This window comes from Caulobacter sp. X, from assembly GCF_002742635.1.
Classification (GTDB): domain Bacteria; phylum Pseudomonadota; class Alphaproteobacteria; order Caulobacterales; family Caulobacteraceae; genus Caulobacter.
In genome coordinates, this window is record NZ_PEGF01000001.1 from 1,314,530 (window position 1) to 1,332,766 (window position 18,237).

At 67.5% G+C, this 18,237-nt stretch carries 12 protein-coding genes; 7 read left to right on the plus strand and 5 right to left on the minus strand.

The features are described 5' to 3' along the window. Position 1: 1 nt before the first annotated feature. The 3 genes from CSW60_RS06045 (at position 2) to CSW60_RS06055 (ending at position 2,070) form a co-directional block, all read left to right on the plus strand. Positions 2-790: a DUF1365 domain-containing protein gene (locus CSW60_RS06045; protein WP_099536377.1), complete on the plus strand. Its 789-nt coding sequence runs from the start codon at positions 2-4 to the stop codon at positions 788-790. A gap of 81 nt (positions 791-871) precedes the next feature. Continuing rightward, the gene (locus CSW60_RS06050; protein WP_201722973.1) at positions 872-1,435 is read left to right on the plus strand and encodes a sigma-70 family RNA polymerase sigma factor; all 564 of its coding nucleotides are present in this window, start codon (positions 872-874) and stop codon (positions 1,433-1,435) included. Beyond that, on the plus strand, positions 1,432-2,070 hold the full coding sequence (locus CSW60_RS06055) for a ChrR family anti-sigma-E factor (protein WP_099536379.1): 639 nt from the start codon (positions 1,432-1,434) through the stop codon (positions 2,068-2,070). The genes CSW60_RS06050 and CSW60_RS06055 overlap by 4 nt, the downstream gene beginning before the upstream one ends. Here the strand turns inward: CSW60_RS06055 and CSW60_RS06060 are convergent. Continuing rightward, positions 2,067-2,837, minus strand: coding sequence for a DeoR/GlpR family DNA-binding transcription regulator (locus CSW60_RS06060; protein WP_099536380.1), 771 nt, complete (start codon positions 2,835-2,837; stop codon positions 2,067-2,069). The genes CSW60_RS06055 and CSW60_RS06060 overlap by 4 nt on opposite strands. Before the next feature lie 172 nt (positions 2,838-3,009). Here CSW60_RS06060 and CSW60_RS06065 point away from each other — a divergent pair, with 172 nt between their 5' ends. The 3 genes from CSW60_RS06065 to CSW60_RS06075 all read left to right on the plus strand — a co-directional run bounded on the left by CSW60_RS06065 (position 3,010) and on the right by CSW60_RS06075 (position 7,967). Further along, on the plus strand, positions 3,010-4,557 hold the full coding sequence (locus CSW60_RS06065) for a glycerol-3-phosphate dehydrogenase (protein ID WP_099537568.1): 1,548 nt from the start codon (positions 3,010-3,012) through the stop codon (positions 4,555-4,557). 44 nt (positions 4,558-4,601) lie between these two features. Beyond that, entirely contained in the window at positions 4,602-6,947 is a 2,346-nt protein-coding gene (locus CSW60_RS06070; RefSeq protein WP_099536381.1) for a TonB-dependent receptor, read from the plus strand. An 87-nt stretch (positions 6,948-7,034) separates the two neighbouring features. Further along, entirely contained in the window at positions 7,035-7,967 is a 933-nt protein-coding gene (locus tag CSW60_RS06075) for an alpha/beta hydrolase (RefSeq protein WP_099536382.1), read from the plus strand. Positions 7,968-8,029: 62 nt separating this feature from the next. Here CSW60_RS06075 and CSW60_RS06080 read toward each other — a convergent pair whose 3' ends face one another. The 3 genes from CSW60_RS06080 to CSW60_RS06090 form a co-directional block, all read right to left on the minus strand. Beyond that, positions 8,030-10,444, minus strand: coding sequence for a TIM-barrel domain-containing protein (locus CSW60_RS06080; protein ID WP_099536383.1), 2,415 nt, complete (start codon positions 10,442-10,444; stop codon positions 8,030-8,032). 2 nt (positions 10,445-10,446) lie between these two features. After that, positions 10,447-11,694, minus strand: coding sequence for an MFS transporter (locus CSW60_RS06085; RefSeq protein WP_099536384.1), 1,248 nt, complete (start codon positions 11,692-11,694; stop codon positions 10,447-10,449). A gap of 199 nt (positions 11,695-11,893) precedes the next feature. Further along, entirely contained in the window at positions 11,894-13,141 is a 1,248-nt protein-coding gene (locus tag CSW60_RS06090) for a histidine-type phosphatase (protein ID WP_236634225.1), read from the minus strand. A 162-nt stretch (positions 13,142-13,303) separates the two neighbouring features. On the opposite strand from CSW60_RS06090, the gene CSW60_RS06095 reads away from it, so the two are divergent. Beyond that, a complete protein-coding gene (locus CSW60_RS06095; RefSeq protein ID WP_099536386.1) occupies positions 13,304-14,797 on the plus strand; it encodes a putative 2OG-Fe(II) oxygenase in 1,494 nt (497 codons plus the stop codon). A gap of 117 nt (positions 14,798-14,914) precedes the next feature. On the opposite strand, the gene CSW60_RS06100 is transcribed toward CSW60_RS06095, so the two are convergent. Next, positions 14,915-17,839, minus strand: coding sequence for a TonB-dependent receptor domain-containing protein (locus tag CSW60_RS06100; RefSeq protein WP_099536387.1), 2,925 nt, complete (start codon positions 17,837-17,839; stop codon positions 14,915-14,917). Between the last annotated feature and the right edge of the window lie 398 nt (positions 17,840-18,237).

The window sequence follows — 18,237 nt, forward strand, 5'->3', positions numbered from 1 at the left end:
GATGAGCGCCTCGGCGATCTACGAGGGGGTCGTGACGCACCGGCGGTTCTCGCCCGCCTCGCATCGCCTGCGCTACCGGATCTTTATGCTTCTGCTGGACCTGGACGAGCTGTCGGCGCTGGCGGCCAGACTGCGGGTGCTGAAGTTCGGTCCGTTCGGCCTGATGTCATTCCGGGCCGCCGATCACGGCGACCGCTCGGGCGGCGACCTCAAGGCCTATGCCCGCGCGCGTCTCGCCGAGGCGGGCATTGTCGCCGATGGTCCGATCCGCCTGCTCTGCATGCCCCGCATCCTAGGCTACGGCTTCAATCCGCTGAGCCTCTATTTCTGCCACCGCGCGGACGGGGAACTGGCGGCGATCCTCTATGAGGTGCGCAACACCTTCGGCCAGCGCCACAGCTATCTGGCGGCGGCGCCAGAACCCGGCGTTGGGCCGGGCGTCGCGCCGGTGCGGCAGAGCGCGCCCAAGCGCTTCTTCGTCTCGCCGTTCATGGACATGGACCTGACCTACGACTTCGAGATCCTGCCGCCGGGCGAGGCTGTCGCGGTCAACGTCTCGGCGCGGCGCGGGGACGACGCGATCCTGACCGCCAGGTTCGGCGGCCAGCATCGGCCGCTCACCGACGCCAACCTTCTGAAGGCCTGGCTGAGGCATCCGCTGCTCAGCTTCAAGGTCATCCTCGGCATCCACTGGGAAGCCGTGAAGATCGTCGCGCGCGGCATCTGGCTGCGGCCCCGCCCGCCCCTTCCGCCCGAGCCGGTGACGCTGGGCGCCGTGCCGCGAACCTAGAGTCATCCAAACAGAGCCATTCGGCGTATCATGGACATGCATGCGACTCAGGCCGCCCAACCCAGCTCTCGACATCGCGCCGTGACGACCGCGTCGCGCGACTTCGACGACTGCGTGCTGCGGATCGCGGCCGATCGCGACCGCGAGGCCTTCGCGACGCTGTTCGACCACTACGCGCCGCGCGTGAAGGCGCTGCTGATGCGCAGCGGCTCGCCCGCCGCAGCCGCCGAGGAGCTGGCGCAGGAGACCCTGCTCAACGTCTGGCGCAAGGCGCACCTCTTCAACCCCGAGCGCGCCTCGTCGGCGGCCTGGATCTTCACCATCGCGCGCAACCTGCGCATCGACAGCCTGCGGCGCGGCGACGCCAGCGTCTACGCCGCCGATCTTGCTTTGGCGGCCGACGAACCCGCCCAACCCGACGCAATCCTCAGCGGCGCCCAGGACGCCGAGCTGGTCAGGGCCGCCATGCGGACCTTGAATCCAGACCAAGCCCGAGCAATCGAGATGGCCTTCTTCCACGAGCAAACCCACACCCAGATCTCCCAGGCCCTGGGCGTGCCCCTCGGCACCGTCAAGGCGCGGATTCGCTTCGGCATGATGAAACTGCGCGCCTTCATCGAGCGCGACAGCGGAGGCGCCGCATGAGCCTGCGTCGCCAACCCAGCGAGGAACGGTTGCTGGCCTACGCCGCCGGCACCCTCAGCGCGCCCGAGGCCGTGGTGGTCGCCACGCACCTGGCGCTGAAGCCCGAGACCCGCCCGTGGGCCGATCTCGGCCGCGCCGTCGGCGGCGCCTTGCTCGAAGAGGCCGAGCCCGTGGCCCTGGACGCCGGCGCCCGCGACGCGGCGCTGGCTTTGCTGGACGCCCCGGTCTCGACCGAGACGCCCCCCGCGCCGAAGTCGGCTGATCCATCCCTGCCCGCGCCCTTGCGCGACCTGCCGCTGGGACCCTGGCGCTGGGTTGGGCCCGGCGTGCACGTGCGCAATGTGATCGGACCGCGCGATGGCGACTGCCGCGTGATCCTGTTGCGGATCGCGCCCGGCCAGTGCGCGCCGCGCCACACCCACGGCGGCGTCGAGCTGACCTGCGTGATCAGCGGCGCCTACGCCACCGAGGACGGCGTCTTCGCCCAGGGCGACCTCGAGGAAGCCGATCCGAAGGTGACGCACCAGCCCCGCGTGGTCTCGCCCGAGCCCTGTCTCTGCGTCGCCGCGCTGGACGGCCAGATCGTGCTGCCCGGCCGCCTGGGCCGCTTGCTGGCGCCGTTCGTCAAGCTCTAGGGCTTCGACGTTTCGATCACCCGCACGCCCTCGGCCTCGCATTTCGCCGCCAGCTCCGGGCTGTCCAGCCGGTCGATGACGAAGACGTGGACGTCGCCGATGTGACCGATCCGCACCGGCGCGGGCCGTCCCAGCTTCTGGCTGTCGGCGACCAGGATCACCCGGCGCGAGCTATGGATGATGGTCTGCGAGACCTGGACCTCGTTGATGTCGAAGTCGAGCAGCGAGCCGTCCTCGTCCATGGCCGAGGCGCCGATCACGGCGAAGTCGACCTTGAAGTTGCGGATGAAGTCGACCGCGAAGGCCCCGACCGAGGCGCGGTCGGCGCTGCGCACCCGCCCCCCGACCACGATCACCTCGATGCCCGGCGAGCTCGCCAGGATATCGACGACGTTGAGGTTGTTGGTGATCACCAGCAGTCCCGAGCGCCCCTGAAGGGCCCTGGCGACCTCCTCCGTAGTCGTGCCGATGTTGATGAATAGCGAGGCCTTCTCGGGGATCAGCGCCGCCGCGGCCGCGCCGATCGCCTCCTTGGCCTCGCGCGCCAGCACGCGCCGCGCTTCGTACTCGAGGTTGTCGACCCCGCCCGCGCCGATCACCGCGCCGCCGTGCACGCGGTTTAGCAGACCCTGGTCGCAAAGGTCGTTGAGGTCCTTGCGGATGGTCTGGCGAGAGACCTGAAGCTGGTCGGACAGGGCCTCGACCGTCACCCGCCCGCTTTTCCGGGCGAGCGCGAGAATCGCCTCGTGTCGCTCCTCGATAGCCATCAACGCACCTCCATTCTCCGCTTAGCGCGTTGGCGTCCTCCTTGACCAGCGCGCCTTACGGATCGGTTTCGATTTTGTGCGCGTTTCTTCACATTAAGTTTCGTTTTTGGATTTCGAAATTGCGATTTCGGGAGCAATACGCTACTCACAGATGATGTATAAGGAGCCAGAGATGGAGTTCGACCTCCTGGTCGTCGGCGGGGGCGTCAACGGCGCGGGCATAGCGCGCGACGCCGCGGGCCGCGGGCTGTCGGTGCTGTTGGTCGAGCAGAACGATCTGGCCAGCGCCACCTCGTCGGCCAGCACCAAGCTGGTGCACGGCGGTCTGCGCTATCTTGAGTACTACGAGTTCAAGCTGGTTCGTGAAGCGCTGGAAGAGCGCGAGACCCTGCTGGCCATGGCGCCGCACATCATCTGGCCGCTGCGCTTCGTGCTGCCGCACGCCCACGCCACCCGCCCCGCCTGGCTGGTTCGGCTGGGCCTGTTCCTCTACGACCATCTGGGCGGCCGCAAGCGGCTGCCAGGTTCGCGAGGGCTGAACATGAAGGGCGCGCCAGAGGGCGCGGCGCTGAAGCCCGAATACGGCAAGGCCTTCGTCTACTCCGACTGCTGGGTGGACGACGCCAGGCTGGTGACCCTGAACGCCATGGACGCTCGCGATCGCGGCGCGGTGGTCGAGACCCGCACGAAGCTGGTCTCCGCCCGCCGGTTGGGCGCGGTCTGGGAAGCGCGGTTGAAGTCGGCCGAGGGCCCGGAGCGCAATGTCCGCGCCCGCGCCATCGTCAACGCCGCCGGCCCCTGGGTTTCGGATGTCCTGACGGGCGCCCTGAGCGTAACCACCGGCAGCGGCGCGCGGCTGATCAAGGGCAGCCACATCGTCGTGCCCCGGCTGTTCGAGGGCGACCAGGCCTACATGCTGCAAAACCCCGACCGCCGGATCGTGTTCGCCATCCCCTACGAGGAGCGGTTCACGCTGATTGGCACGACCGACGTCGCCTGGGACGCCGCGCCGGGCCCCGCCAAGATCTCGGCCGAGGAAGTCGACTACCTCTGCGAAAGCATCAACCGATATTTCGCCCGCCAGATCACGCCCAAGGACGTGGCTTGGAGCTACGCCGGCGTGCGGCCTTTGTTCGACGACCACGCCGACAGCGCCTCGGCGGTGACCCGCGACTACGTCCTGGAGGTCGATGCGCCGGACGGCGCGGCGCCCGTGCTGTCCGTGTTTGGCGGCAAGATCACCACCTATCGCCACCTGGCCGACCAGGCGATGAACCGCCTGGCGACCTTCTTCCCGGAGGCGGGCGCGTCGTGGACCCGCGGCGCCGTCCTGCCGGGCGGCGACCTACCCGATCTCGACCGCGCCGCCCTGGCCCAAGCGCTGCGCGTGGAGTTCCCCTTCCTGCCGGACGACATGGCCAAGCGTCTGGCGCGGTCCTATGGAACGCGCGCCCGGACGATTCTAGCCAACGCCGGCAGTCTGGCCGACCTGGGCGAGGCCTTCGGCGCGGGACTATATGCCGCAGAGATCGACTATCTGGTCGCGGTAGAGTGGGCGCGGACCGCCGAGGACGTCCTCTATCGGCGCAGCAAGCTTGGCCTGCATCTGGCGCCGGAGGGCGTCGCGCGCCTGGAGGCCTATCTCTCGCGAAAAGCCGCGCCAACGAATTGTTTGACCACTTCCCAAGATTGGCTTGACCAAAGGCGAGCAACGGTTTAGCCAAAGAACAACGAAATAAAAATCAACAACTTAGGGAGGGTATCATGCGTAAGTTGATCCTGCTTGCGAGCGCAGCCTCGTGCGTGATCGCCATGCCGAACTTGGCGGCGGCGCAAGACAAGAACGAGACCACAGGCCTGGAAGAAATCGTCGTCACGGCGACCAAGCGTTCGGCCAATCTTCAGAGCGTCCCGGTGGCCGTGACCGCCATCACCGGCGAGACGATCCAGAACCAGCGCATCAACGAGTTCGGCGACCTGACCCGCGCCGCCGCGTCGCTGACCCTGACGCAAAGCACCGCCTCGCCGAACAACGCCATCATCCTGCGCGGCATCGGCACCTACGCCTTCTCGATCGGCGTCGAGCCTTCGGTGGCGGTCATCATCGACGACGTGCCGGTCGTCCAGCAGGCCCAGGCCTTCGACAACCTGTCCGACGTCGAGCGCATCGAGGTTCTGCGCGGCCCTCAGGGCACGCTGTTCGGCAAGAACGCCAGCGCCGGCGCGATCAATATCGTCACCCAGGAGCCGTCGGTGGCCTTCGGCGGCCACGCCTCGGCCACCGTCACCAGCGACAACGGCTACAAGGCCGACGGCGCGATCTCGGGCCCGATCAGCGACAAGACGGGCTTCCGCCTGGGCGCCTACTACAATCACTGGGACGGCAACGTCGATAACCTGGCCAACGGCCACAAGCTGAACGACAACACCTCGTACGGCGTGCGCGGCAAGCTGCGGTCCGAGCTGACCGACAAGCTGGTGCTGTCGCTGAACGGCTCCTACGCCAAGTCGAAGTCGGACGGCACGGCCGCCACCCTGCGCTTCGTCGACCTGAACTACCTGCCGGCCGGCGCGACCACCCCGGTGATCCCGAAGTACAACGGCGTCTCGATCATGCCTGCCCTGGCGGGAATCACGCCCGGCGCGGCCAACCGCAAGACCCGCGTCGATAACGACGGCTTCACCGAGAACAAGCAGGCCAGCTTCAGCGGCAAGCTGACCTATGACCTGGGCTTCGCCAGCCTGATCTCGGTCACCTCGTACCAGGACTGGAAGTACAACTTCTCGGCCGACGTCGACGGCACCGACCTGGCGGTCAACGGGACCGCGCCGAACGTGACCAGTCCGATCGCGCCCGGCCTGGGCGTGAGCAATTCGGGCCCCTATCACTCGACGTCCTTCACCCAGGAAGTGCGTCTGACCTCGAAGGGCGAAGGTCCGCTGTCCTACGTGGTCGGCGCCTTCTACGCCGACGCCAAGACCACCCGCGACTTCCAGCGCGGCCCGGCCCTGATCCTGGCCAAGTGGACCGGCTGGCAGAGCACGCGCAGCGTCGCCGCCTTCGCGGGCGTCGACTACAAGTTCCCGACCAACACCACCGTCAGCGGCGCGGTGCGCGTCAACAACGAGCGGATCAAGGACAGCTTCGTCAACCTGCTGTCGACCGCCACGGTCTATGTCTCGCCGACCAGCATCGGCACCTGCGGCGCGGGCAGCCAGTTCTGCGCCGGCAGCAATGAGGACACCGCCGTCACCTGGAAGCTGTCCCTGAACCAGGAGCTGGCGCCGCGCGTCTCGGTCTACGCCAGCGCGGCCACGGGGTATAAGGGCTACGCCTACGACATCTCGTCGGGCTATACGCCGCTGCGCACCCAGAACCCCGTCCAGCCCGAGAAGTCGAAGTCGTACGAAGCCGGCCTGAAGAGCCGCTTCCTCGACAATCGCCTGCAGCTGAACGTCGCGGCCTTCTACACGGACTACGACAACTTCCAGGCCCAGTCGTCGCAGTACATCAACGGCGCCTTGCAGCAGAAACTGAACAACGTCGGCAAGCTGCGCACCAAGGGTCTCGAGGTCGAAGCCCAGGCCATGCCGGTCGAGTGGCTGCGCCTGGACGCCTCGGCCGCCTATACCGACGCCAAGGTGGTCTCGTTCCCGAACGCGGCCTGCTATCCGGGCCAGGCGCAAACGGGAACGGGCTGCGCGCCCTCGACCAACCCCGTGGGGCTGGGCAACGTGCAGGACCGCTCGAACACCCAGCTGCCGAACAGCCCGAAGTTCAAGGTCAATCTGGGCGGCACGGTCACGCGTGAGCTGGCCAGCGACCTGACGGGCGTCTTCACGGTCAATTACCAGTACCAGAGCAAGGTCAACTTCGACCTCTTGGGCAACCCGCTGGCCGAACAGAAGGCCTATGGCCTGCTGAACGCCTCGGCCTCGCTCGCGCGCGGCGACGTCAAGGCCACCCTGTTCGTCAACAACCTGCTGAACGAGCACTTCGTCTCCGGCATCGGCGACGGCTTCGGCTCGTACGGCGTCCACTTCGTGAGCCAGGTGCTGTCGCGCGACAGCGACCGCTACTTCGGCCTGAAGGTGGACACGAAGTTCTAGGCAGTCCTCCCCGGACGACCTCTGCGATGGGGAGTAGGCTACCCGCCTGCTCCCCACTTTTTTATCCACGTGGCATCAGGAGCCCGTATGCGTAACGCCCTCTCCCGCCGCCTGTTTGGTCTGATGGCCGGCGCTTCGGCCTGTCTCGCCGCCCTCGGCGCGCACGCCGCCCCGGGCGACTGGGTCAATGGTGTCCTGGCGATTCCGACGCCGAAGGAGCCGCCCGCCTTCGCTCTGCCGGTGACGACGCCGCTGACGAACCCGGCGCGTGAAGCCTGGGCCCAGCAGGATCCCAAGCAGCGCCTTGTCTACAACGTCGCCAAGCCGACCCTGACCCTCATGCCGGGCGGCCCCGCGGCCGACAAGGACGCGCCAGCGGTGATCCTGGTCCCTGGCGGCGGCTTCCAGTTCCTGGCGATGGACAACGAAGGCTACGACGTCGCCAAGCGGCTGGCGCCGCTGGGCGTGCGGGTCTTCATCCTGAAGTACCGAACCATCCCCCTCCCCGACAGCTTCGACGGCTTCAAGGCCGCCTTGGCCGGCACGTTCCAACGCGGCGAAGGGGCCGAGGAGCGGACTCGGCAAACGCCGTACGCGGTCGCCGACGCCCAGGCCGCGATCCGCGCCGTCCGTGAACATGCACAAGAGTGGCATGTCGATCCCAAGCGCGTCGGCGTGCTGGGCTTCTCGGCCGGGGCCATGACGGTGCTGGGGGCTCTGCAAGCCAACGCCCCCGACGCGCGGCCGGACTTCGCCGGCATGATCTATGGCCCGACCCAGTCGAACGTGGTCCCGTCGAACGCCCCGCCGTTGTTCGCCGCCCTCGCGGCCGACGATCGTTTCTTCCGTTCGCAGGACTTTAGCCTGATCCAGAACTGGCGCGCCTCGGGCGCCTCGGTGGAGCTGCATCTCTACAGCGCCGGCGGCCACGGCTTCGCCTCTCAGCCGCACGGGACGACCAGCGACGCCTGGTTTGATCAGTACGCCCTGTGGCTGAAGGCGATGAAGTTCGCGCCCTAAGGCCCAAACCATCTGTGTCATCTTGGACGGCCGAAGGCCCATCCAGGATGACACGAGAATGTTTAGACGTTCCAGGTCACGACACGGCGCGAGACGCCGAGCACGTTCTCCATACGGGGCGTGACGACCACGCTATTCAGCGTGACCGCGCGGGTCTCGGAGGCTGGCAGGACGAGCTGGAGCGCTTCGGCCGGAGCCTCGCTTTCACCTCGCCAGGCGACGGTGATCGCCAAATCCCCCACGCTGGCCTCGACCTCCAAAATCCAGCCCTGCGGCGTCGTCGGATCGCGTGGCGCGGCGTCGGCCTCGTCGAAGGCGCGCCAGGTCATCCAGCCTTCCTTCGGCGGATAGAGCAGAACGCCGGGCTGCGGTGCGACGGCGGCGAAGCCCGCCGGCGCCAGGTCCACAAACACGCCGGAGCCCTCCTTCGCCAGCATCGGCGGCAGGCCGCTGAGCGGCGCGGGCAAGTCATGCTCCGCCCCGCCCACATAGGCCTTGTCGTCGCGCAGGTCGCGCCACGTCGCGCCGGCCGGCAGATAGACGCGCACGCTGTTGACGCCCTGGTCCAGCGCCGGCGCGACCAGCAGGTCCGGGCCCAGCAGATAGGCGTCGCCGTCTTCCCAAGCGCGGGGGTCTCCGGGGAAGTCCAGCCACACCGGACGGGTCACCGGCTCGTAGTCGGCGTGGTGACGCCACAGCAGGTCGTGCAGCAGCGGCTGCAGCGCTCGCCGCAGCTTCATCATCTCGACGATGGCCGGCGTGACCTCGGGATACATCCAAGGCTCGTTGACGGTGCCGTCGGTGTTCCAGCTGTGGATCGAGAAGCGCGGCATCACGATGCCGGCCTGCACCCAGCGCAGCAACAGCTCGGCTTCGGGCGCGGGCCCCGCGAACCCGCCGATATCGTGGCCGGTGTTGGAGACGCCCGACAGCGCCATGCCCAGCCCCATCTTCTGATTGAAGCGCAGGGTCTTCCAGGCGGTGTAGTTGTCGCCCGACCAGGTCTGGGCGTAGCGCTGCATGCCGGCCATGCCGCCGCGGGTCACCACATAGGGCCGCTCGTCCGGGCGATAGGCGATCTGGGCGGCGCGGCTGGCGCGCATCATCAAGAGGGTCTGCACCGGACGCTCGGCCGCCGCCGCGCGCGGACTTCCGAACCCGGCGATGCGAGCGCGCCGGTCCCAGATCTCGTATTCGTTGTTGTCGTTCCAGGTCGAGCGAATGCCATGGGCCAGCAGCTGCTCGGTCACCTGCCCGCGCCACCAGGCGGCGGCGTCGGGGTGGGTGAAGTCGACATAGCTGCCGACCTCGTCCCAGAACTGGCAGACGATCGGATCGCCATCGGTGTCGGTCACGAACCAGCCCTTGGCGGCCAGCTCGGCGTAGCGGGGGTGCGTGACCAGCAGGGCCGGCTTGATGTTCGGGACCAGCTCGACCCCGGCCTCGGCATAGCCGCGCACGAAACCTTCCACGTCGGGGAACTTGTCGCGGTTCCAGTGGAAAACATAGCGGCGGTCGCCGATCGAGGTGTAGCCCGACGACAGGTGGAAGGACTCACAGGGGATGTCGTGGCGGCCGACGCCGGCGATGAACTCGCCCATCCGCGCCTGGGCGTTCGGCGCGTCGGTATAGGTCATGGTCGAGCCGGAATAGCCCACGGCCCAGCGGGGCATCAGGGCCGGTCGGCCAGTCAACCAGGTATAGCGCCGCGTCACCGCCGCCGCGTCCGGACCGGCGATCATGTAGTAGTCGAGATCGCCGCTCGCCGCCCGCATGTAGCGGTAGTGTGGGTGATAGTTGTCGTGCTCGTGGCCGAAGTCGAACACCGGATCGGCCGTGGTGTCGTAGAAGACCCCGTGCGCCGAACCTTGCGCGTCGACCACCAGGACGTAGGGGATCGACTTGTACAGCGGATCGTCGGCCGAGGCGTCGTAGCCCATCGGGTCGAGGTTGGTCAGGCGGAAGCGCCGCCCCGCGCGGTCCATGGCCCCCGCCCGCTCGCCCAGGCCGTAGTAGCGCTCACCCGGCCGCCGCTTGACGTAGTGATAAACGCCCTCGTCCCACCAGCCGAAATTGTAGGCCTGGGTCGGGCGGTCCTCGGCGATGACCCGCCAGCCGTCTGGCGTCGCTTGCGACCAGCGGCAGAAGAAGCCGGCCAGGGTGATCTCCAGGCGCAGGCGCGCGGTGGACAGCGTCACGACGTCGCCGCCCTCCTCCAGCGTGAACGCCGGCCCGGCGAAGCCCGAGACGTCCAGGCGATCGCGGCCCGGCTCGGCGATGTCGGTCTGTCCCGGCGCGACGGCCCAGCTGGGCGGCGAGGTCACCGCGCCGTCGGCCAGCAGCAGGACGCGGATCACGTCCTCCTCCAGCACGAAGACATGGGCCACGGCGCCGGTGTCGGCGCGCAGGGTGACGCGCGGACCCTCGCGCTCGGCCAGGGCGAACAGCGGCGGCTTAGCCAAGCTTGCTTTACGCACGATCAGGCCTCCTTGACGATAAGGTGGCGGCGCATGGCGAACAGCCAGATCGCGCCGATCAGGTCGAAGACGCCCAGACAGGCGAATAGCGGGGCGAAGCCGATCTTGTCGGCCAACTGGCCGATCGCCAGCGAGAACAGCAGGCCGCCGGTCCAGCCGGCCATGCCAACCAGGCCGTTGGCCTTGGCGATGTCGCCCTTGGGGAAGACGTCGGCCGACAGGGTGTTGATCAGCACCGAGATCACCTGGTGGGCGAAGCCGCCAATGGCCAGGAGAGCGATCGCCGCCATCGGATGGCCGACCAGACCGACGAAGCCCGGCGCGATCATCAGCACCGCGCCCAGCGCGACGCCGGCGATGCGGGAGCCTTCCAGCGTCATGCCGCGCCACTTCTGCAGGAACGGGGCGAGATAGCCGCCCAGGATGCCGCCGGCGTCGGCGGCCAGGAACGGCATCCAGGCGAACAGGGCGATGTGGGTCAGGTCCATGCCCCGCTCCTTGGCGAGGTATAGCGGGATCCAGAACGAGAAGGTCTGCCAGGCGGGCTCGGCCAGGAAGCGCGGCACGGCGATGGCCCAGAACCGAGGCGTGGCGGCGATGGCCTTCAGGGTCGTGGCGCTGGCGGCCACGGGGCGCTGACCCGCCTCGATTTCGGCGCGCTCGGCGGGCGTGACATAGGCCGCCTTGGCCGGCGAACGATAGAAGCGGAACCAGACGCCGGCGAAGACCACGCCGATCAGGCCGGTGACGAAGAACGCCGCCTGCCAGCCCCAGGTCTTGGCGACCAAAGCGACCAGCACCGGCGCGATGACCGCGCCCAGCGACGTGCCGGCGTTGAACCAGCCGACGGCGACCGAGCGCTCGCGGTCCGGGAACCACTCGCCGATCGACTTCATGCCGGCGGGGATGGCGGCGGCCTCGGCCATGCCGAGCAGCCCGCGAAACGCCGCCAGGGAGAACCAGCCCTTGGCCGCGCCGTGCATCATGTTGGCGACGCTCCAGGCCAGGGCGAACAGAGCAAAGCCCGCCGTCAGGCCGATCTTGTCGATCAGCAGGCCCGCGATCGGCTGCATGACGGTGTAGGCCAGCTGGAAGGCGCCGACGATGTAGCTGTACTGCTCCGTCGTGATCGCTAGGTCTTGCTTCAGCTGGGGGGCCAGGACGCCGAGCGAATTGCGGGCGATGTAGTTGATGATCGTCCCGACGATGACTAGCAGGAGGATGCGCAACCGCGCCGAGCGCCAGGTCATTGTTCGTCCTACCCTTTTTATTCTTATCCTGGCCGACGGACCTTTGCCGGCCTGTCGCTTTCACCCCGCTCCATCCATGGCCAATGGAGATTGGCCTGTCAATTTGCAAAGAGTGGTAAGACCAGTTTTGGCGCGGACGCGCGGAGGCTGGGCGACCCGAACCTAGGACGCCGTCGCGGCCTCTCCTAACGAGACGTCGTCAGCGGGTCGGCAGGGCCTTCAGCTTGCCGCCGACGATCTTCTGAAAGGTCTCCAGAGGACAAAGCGTGGCTTCGTCCGCCACGCGGCAGCCCGGGATCTCGAGATACGAGAACGACGGCGGATTGCTGGCGGTCAGCGGTTGCAGCTCGCGCAGTTGGTCCATGGTCTGGGCCGTGTAGAAGGCGCGGACGTAGCGCTTGCCAGCGGCGTTCTTGAGCAGCTCGAAGCCCATGGCGCCGCCAGGCGGCGGGTCATCGCGCGGATAGTCGGCCGCCGTGAAGTGCGCACGGAAGAAGCCGCGCAGGGTGGCGATATTGGTGTCGTGACCGACCAGCATGGTCAGCTTCGGCGCCTGGGCGGCGCTCAGCGCGTCCAGGATCTTCCGCGCGACCGGCGCGGCGTAGCGCTCGGCGACATAGGGCGCGCCCACCTCGTAGTGGAACTTCAGGGTATGGAAGCGCAGCATCGCCTGGATGTCGGCCTTGGAGGCGCGGCCCCAGCCGACCTCGGCCATTGGCTTGCCCTCGGCATATTCCAGCAGGATCGTCTGGCCGGCGGTCGAGGCGACCGACAGCGCGCCCTCCAGCTCCGGCGTGTCGTTCTTGTTGGCCTGCAGGTGGGACGGCTTCTTGGCGAGGTCGCAGCCTGCCTTCGTCGCCGGGTCGCAGCCCAGCACGCGCTGCAGAACAGCGAACTCGGCGGCGCGCAGACGCGGCTCGGCCGCCAGGCCCGGCTTCTGGCGCAGTGCGGCCCGCAAGGCCACGTCGCCGTCAATGCCCTCCGAGGGATGGAAGATCGTATCGGCCTCTTCGCTGTCGGGATGATCGACCTTCAGGCCGCAGCCGGGTTGCAGGCCCTCGACGAACATCTCGGCGGTCTTGATCGCCCGCTGCTTGCTGCTGGCCAGGGCGACGACGTCGTCGCCGGCCGCGCAGCCGTCGCGCGGCAGCAAACCCCGAGCGCCGAGGAAGGTGCGGTAGTAGACGCCCATCAGCCGAGCACCCTCGGCGCCGTGCGGCGTCAGTTCGCCATAGGGCGTGCTCCACGCGCTCCAGGGCTGGGCGGTGGTGCCCGCCGGCGTCGCGACCCGCTTGGTCGGCGGACGGACGCTGTGGCGCATCATCATGACCATGCGCTCGAGCTTCAGTCCTTCGGTGGGACCACCCGCGGGCGCGGCCTTCGCGATTCCCGGGCCCAACAGCGCCACCAGCGCCAAGGCCGTCATGCCAGCGTTCCGAAGCCCCATCTTTCCCTCGCCGAACCCCGCTATCGAACCCATCCGTCTAGGCGCCATGCGCGACATGATCGTGACAAGCGCCAAGGCGGCCTCGCGCGGGCTTTAGCCTTGCCTGTTGTGGCCCACGCCTGGGAAAGACAAACAAGCAGCAGAACACAGCAGCGGCGCGTCATGATCGATTCGTTGACCAACCAGGCCTGGACGCTCATCGACAACGGTCGGGCCGTCGACGCGCTGCGCCTGACCACCGCCCAGGCCTTGTCGCCAAGGGCGCCAGCGGGCCTTCTGATGGCCCACGCCGCGGCGCTGAAGGCCGTCGCGCGGACGGACGAGGCCCTGACTTTCAACCGCCGCGCCGTCGCGGTCGCGCCCGGCGATCGTTTCGCCTGGTATAATCTGGCGGCCACCCTCGGCGATCTGACCTTGCACGCGGACGCCGAGCAGGCGGCGCGCAAAACCCTCGCCCTGGGCCTGGACGTCCCCGAGGTGCGGCTGGTGCTGGGCAAAGCGCTGCAAGGCCTGCACCGCTACGACGAGGCGGAACGGGCCTTCGAGGCCGCCCTCGCCGCCCGACCAGGCGACGCCAACGCGCACCTGGAGCTGGCCCAACTGCGTTGGATGCGCAGCGGCCGGACGGACGCCGCCCTGGCGCTCCTGGATCAGGCCATCGCGCGCCAGCCGAACGCCTCGAACCTGCGCATGATCCGCGGCGCGGTGCTGACCTTCGCCGGCGACCACGCCGGGGCCGACGCCACGTTGGAGGACGCCCTGGCCCGCGCGCCCGACGACCTGCTGGTTAGGATCGCCGCGGCGCGTTCGGCCGGGGCTCAAGGGGACCGCGCCCGGATGCTGCGCCACGCCCAGGAAGCGCACCGGCGCGCTCCCCAGGCCGGTGAGACGCGCGGCGTCCTCTGCGAGGCGCTGCTGGCCAATGGCGAGGCCGACGCCGCATCGCGCGTGGCGGAGGAGATGGTCGCGGCCGCGCCGGACGATCAGTACGCCCTGGTGCTGCGCAACACCGCCTGGCGGATCCTGGACGACCCGCGCGGCGCGCTCTTCCGCGACTACGCCGCCCTGGTCCGCACGGATCGGCTGGACACGCCAGACGGCTGGCCCAGCCTGGACGCGTTCCTGGACGCCTTGCGCGACCGTCTTCTGGAGTTGCACGACCTGACGACCCACCCGCTGCACCAGTCGTTGCGGGGCGGCACCCAGGTCCCGTCGCTGGACCGCTCGCAGGATCCGCTGGTGCGCGCGTTCTTCGCCTCGGCGCGCAAGTCGGTGGCCCGTTATATCGAAGCTCTGGGCCCTGGCGAGGATCCCATCCGCCGCCGCGAAACCCAGGACTTCGTCTTCGCGGGCGGATGGTCGGTGCGCCTGCGGTCGGCCGGCTTCCATGCCGACCACGTCCATCCGCGCGGTTGGATTTCCTCGGCCTTCTATCTGGATTTGCCCGGGCGTTTCGACGACGAGGAAACGCGGGCCGGATGGCTGCAGTTTGGGCGTCCCGGATGCCTGACCGAGCCAGCGCTTGAGGCCGAGCATTTCATCAAGCCGGAGCGTGGGACTCTCGCCCTGTTCCCGTCTTGCTTGTGGCATGGCACGCGGCCGTTCTCGGACGCCGATCATCGCCTGACGATCGCGTTCGACGTCGTTCCGCGCTGAGGCGCCTCGACAGGTTTTTCAAACAAGAAAGCCCGCCCCGGCTAGCCGAGGCGGGCTTCTTAGTCAGGCCGGCCGTCTTCCCACCGCCAAGACGGCGGGAAGACCTTCAAGCCTGGATCAGTAGCGCAGACGGGCGTTCAGGAAGAACGTCCGGCCCAGCACGTCGTAGGTCGCGGGGTAACCGCTGTTCGACGGCGAGGCGTTGCCGCCCAGGATCGGATAGGCTTCCTGGGTCAGGTTGCGCACGCCGGCCGTGAAGGCCAGGCTGTCGGTGACATTCCAGTCGCCCGACAGGTCGATGTAGTTCTTCGCGCCGATACGCTCGACCGTGTAGGTGCTGGCGGGGTTGTCATCCAGCACGTCGTCGATGTGGTTCCAGACCACGTTCACGCCGAACTGGTTCATGGTCCAGTTCACCGTGCTACGCAGCTTGTGGCGCGGGGTCGGGTTGCCGCAGCGCGTGCCGAACTTGTCGGCGCACTTGACCGGCGCGGAGATCTCGTCCGGCGTGTTCGTCCACTCCCACGTGTTGGTGTAGAGCGAGCGGAACGCCAGCGAACCCCAGTCCGGCAGACCCAGCTTTTCGAGCGTGGTGCGGTAGGTGACGCTGATGTCCAGGCCCGAGGTCTTGATCGAGGCGACGTTCTGCGCGGTCAGCGAGACGTAGTCGATCGAACCGTTGGGCAGGCGCTTGATGGCCTGGCAGTACGGCGAGTTCGGGTTGCCGTTGACCAGCGAGCCGTAGCAAACGTTCATCACGTTCGAGGCGCTGCCGCCGAAGCTGGCGATCGCATCGGTGATCTTGATGTCGAAGTAGTCGGCGGTCAGCGAGAAGCCCGACAGCCACGACGGCTGGTAGGTGAAGCCCGCCGTGAACGTCTTGCCCGCTTCAGGACGCAGGTTCGGGTTGCCGCCCGACAGGGTCTGGGTCTGCTGGTTGGCGTTGATCAGGCCCACGACGCTCGAGGCGACGCCCGAGTTGATACAGGCCTGACGGATCGCGGCGGTCGGCGCGCCACGGGCCGAGCAGGGGTCGGTGGCGGTCGGGAAGCCGTTCGATTGCGGCGCGTACAGGTCGCCGATCGACGGAGCGCGGATCGCCTTGTTGTACGAGGCGCGCAGCATCAGATCGTCATAGACCTTCCACGAGCCGGCGACCTTGTAGGTCTTCACCGGGTGCGGCTGGCCGGTGTAGTCCGACGTACGGCCGGCCAGTTCCAGGTCCAGAGACTTGACGAACGGCAGGTCCTTCAGGATCGGAACCAGCAGTTCGCCGTACGCTTCGTAGACATCGAAGCGGCCCTTGACGGGCGGGCTGGCGTTGAAGCCGGTGACGTTGCCCGCCGCCAGATCCTGGCTGGGGCTGTAGTCGAACTCTTCAGCGCGGTATTCGCCGCCGAAGGCGAAGCCGATCGGGCCGGCCGGCAGCGAGAACCAGTTCTGGGTGTCGCCGTTGATCGTGAAGCCGCCGTACTGCTGCTCGTAGTCCTGAGCGGCGGTGATGCGGGTCTTGATGAACTCGGCGGCGGCCTTCGAGATGTTGCCTTGGCCGAACAGGTTGATCGGCACGCAGCCGTTCGACGGGTCGGCGCAGCCGGTGCCGGCCGCGTTCAGCAGCAGAGCCTGCTGGATGCGGGCCAGGCTGGTGTCGCCCAGCAGCGTGTTGGTGCCGTGGGTGTTGCCGTACTGGTAGTAAAGGTCGAAGCCGCCGTTGATGGCGTCGATGTCGCCCTTCAGGCCCAGTTGCATCTGGTAGCCGTAGAAGTTGAACTTCGAGATCCGCGGGCCGACTTCCGTCAGGCGGCGGTTGAAGCTGCCGGTGACGGTGTCGTACAGGCCATCGCCATCGCTATCGACGTCGGTGAACGTGCCGGCGGTCCAGGAGCTGGACGCCGGGATCGTGTAGGCCGTCGACGACCCGAGGCTGTTCAGCGCGGTCTTGGCGGCCGCCGTCAGGAACGGATTGTTATCCAGCGTGAACCGGAAGGTGCGGCTGCCGATGGGCGTCGGAGCCAGCTGGGTGGTCACCTGGCTGTTGACGAAGTTGCCCTTAGCGTACGCGCGCAGGCCCGGCTTGATTTCATAGTTGGCCAACGACGTGACCGAGAAGCGCTCTTGCGGCGTCTGGACGTAGTTGACCGGGGCGAAGTTGTAGGTGTCGGTGACGCCGCTGTAGAGGCGCACGTTGCCATCGGTCAGGAACAGGGCCGAGTTGGCGGCGCTGTTGGCGACGCCCGGCAGGGTGACGAACTTGCCCGAGACGAAGGGATCGACGCGGCCCGGCTCGTTGGAGCCCGAACCCGAGGGGACGAAGCCGGTCTTGGTGGCGTTGTCGCCCCAGGCCGTGCTCAGCATGCCGCCACGCTGGCCTTGGGTCAGGGCTTCACGCTTGTTGTAGCCCAGGCTCAGAACCACGTTGCCCTTACGATCGGCGAAGTTGGCGCCCATCGTCAGGTCGGCCGAGTAGATCGGCGCCTCGCCGTTGTCGGTCTTCGAATAGCCGGTCGAGAATTCCAGGCCTTCGAAGTCGGTCTTCAGCGTGAAGTTGACGACGCCCGAGATCGCGTCCGAACCGTAAACGGCCGAGCCGCCGCCCGACACGACGTCGATGCGCTTGATCAGCGCCGGCGGGATCAGGTTCAGGTCGACGGTGCCGGTCTGGGTGGTCGGGGTCTGGCGCTTGCCATCGACCAGCACCAGGGTGCGGTTCGAGCCCAGGCCGCGCAGGTTGACGGTAGCGGTGCCGTTGCTGCCGTTGTTGACGGTCGAGGTGATGCCCGGGACCGCTTGCGGCAGGGTGTTCAACAGGTTTTCGGTGTTAACGACGCCCGACTGCTTCAGTTCAGCCGCGCCAACTTGGGCGATCGGGCTCGAGGACGTCAGATCGGGACGCGCGATGCGCGAACCGGTGACGACGATTTCCTCGACCTGAGCCGGTTCTTCCGTCGTCTGCTGAGCCCAGGCGCCAACGGCCGGCAGCATGACGCCGCAAAGGATCGAAGACGCCAGCAGGCTCTTTCGACGGCTAACAATACCTAGCAATTCCACCTCCAAAAACTTGGCGCCGCCATCACGGATCCATGGCGAGCGCTCCCCCCCCGTCCCTCCAGGAACTGGGCATTGGGGGCATGGAGGCGGTGTCCGCCGCGTCGGGTCAACCGCGACCCGAGCCCTTGAAGCAAGAAATCTGCCTCAGTGTCTCAAATGCGACACATTATCGCGCGGCAGGCGACGTTGAGGTTATAAAAACCCATCAATTTCAGCAAGATGGACACAACGATCCCATTGCCAATTCGAAACATTACATAATGTTCATGACAGAATTTATTGATATTCATCAAAACCATTCACAATAAAGCTTCACTCTTGATATCGATTTTCGACCAATTGAAACTCTAATGAAGCAATGTGAAAGCGATCCAATTCCATTAAGAACACCG

Bases quoted from the DNA above. Each gene is read 5' to 3' on its own strand.
- CSW60_RS06045 (WP_099536377.1), top strand. From the start codon at position 2: ATGAGCGCCTCGGCGATCTACGAGGGGGTCGTGACGCACCGGCGGTTC.
- CSW60_RS06055 (WP_099536379.1), top strand. From the start codon at position 1,432: ATGAGCCTGCGTCGCCAACCCAGCGAGGAACGGTTGCTGGCCTACGCC.
- CSW60_RS06060 (WP_099536380.1), bottom strand. From the start codon at position 2,837: ATGGCTATCGAGGAGCGACACGAGGCGATTCTCGCGCTCGCCCGGAAA.
- CSW60_RS06065 (WP_099537568.1), top strand. From the start codon at position 3,010: ATGGAGTTCGACCTCCTGGTCGTCGGCGGGGGCGTCAACGGCGCGGGC.
- CSW60_RS06070 (WP_099536381.1), top strand. From the start codon at position 4,602: ATGCGTAAGTTGATCCTGCTTGCGAGCGCAGCCTCGTGCGTGATCGCC.
- CSW60_RS06075 (WP_099536382.1), top strand. From the start codon at position 7,035: ATGCGTAACGCCCTCTCCCGCCGCCTGTTTGGTCTGATGGCCGGCGCT.
- CSW60_RS06085 (WP_099536384.1), bottom strand. From the start codon at position 11,694: ATGACCTGGCGCTCGGCGCGGTTGCGCATCCTCCTGCTAGTCATCGTC.
- CSW60_RS06090 (WP_236634225.1), bottom strand. From the start codon at position 13,141: ATGGGGCTTCGGAACGCTGGCATGACGGCCTTGGCGCTGGTGGCGCTG.
- CSW60_RS06095 (WP_099536386.1), top strand. From the start codon at position 13,304: ATGATCGATTCGTTGACCAACCAGGCCTGGACGCTCATCGACAACGGT.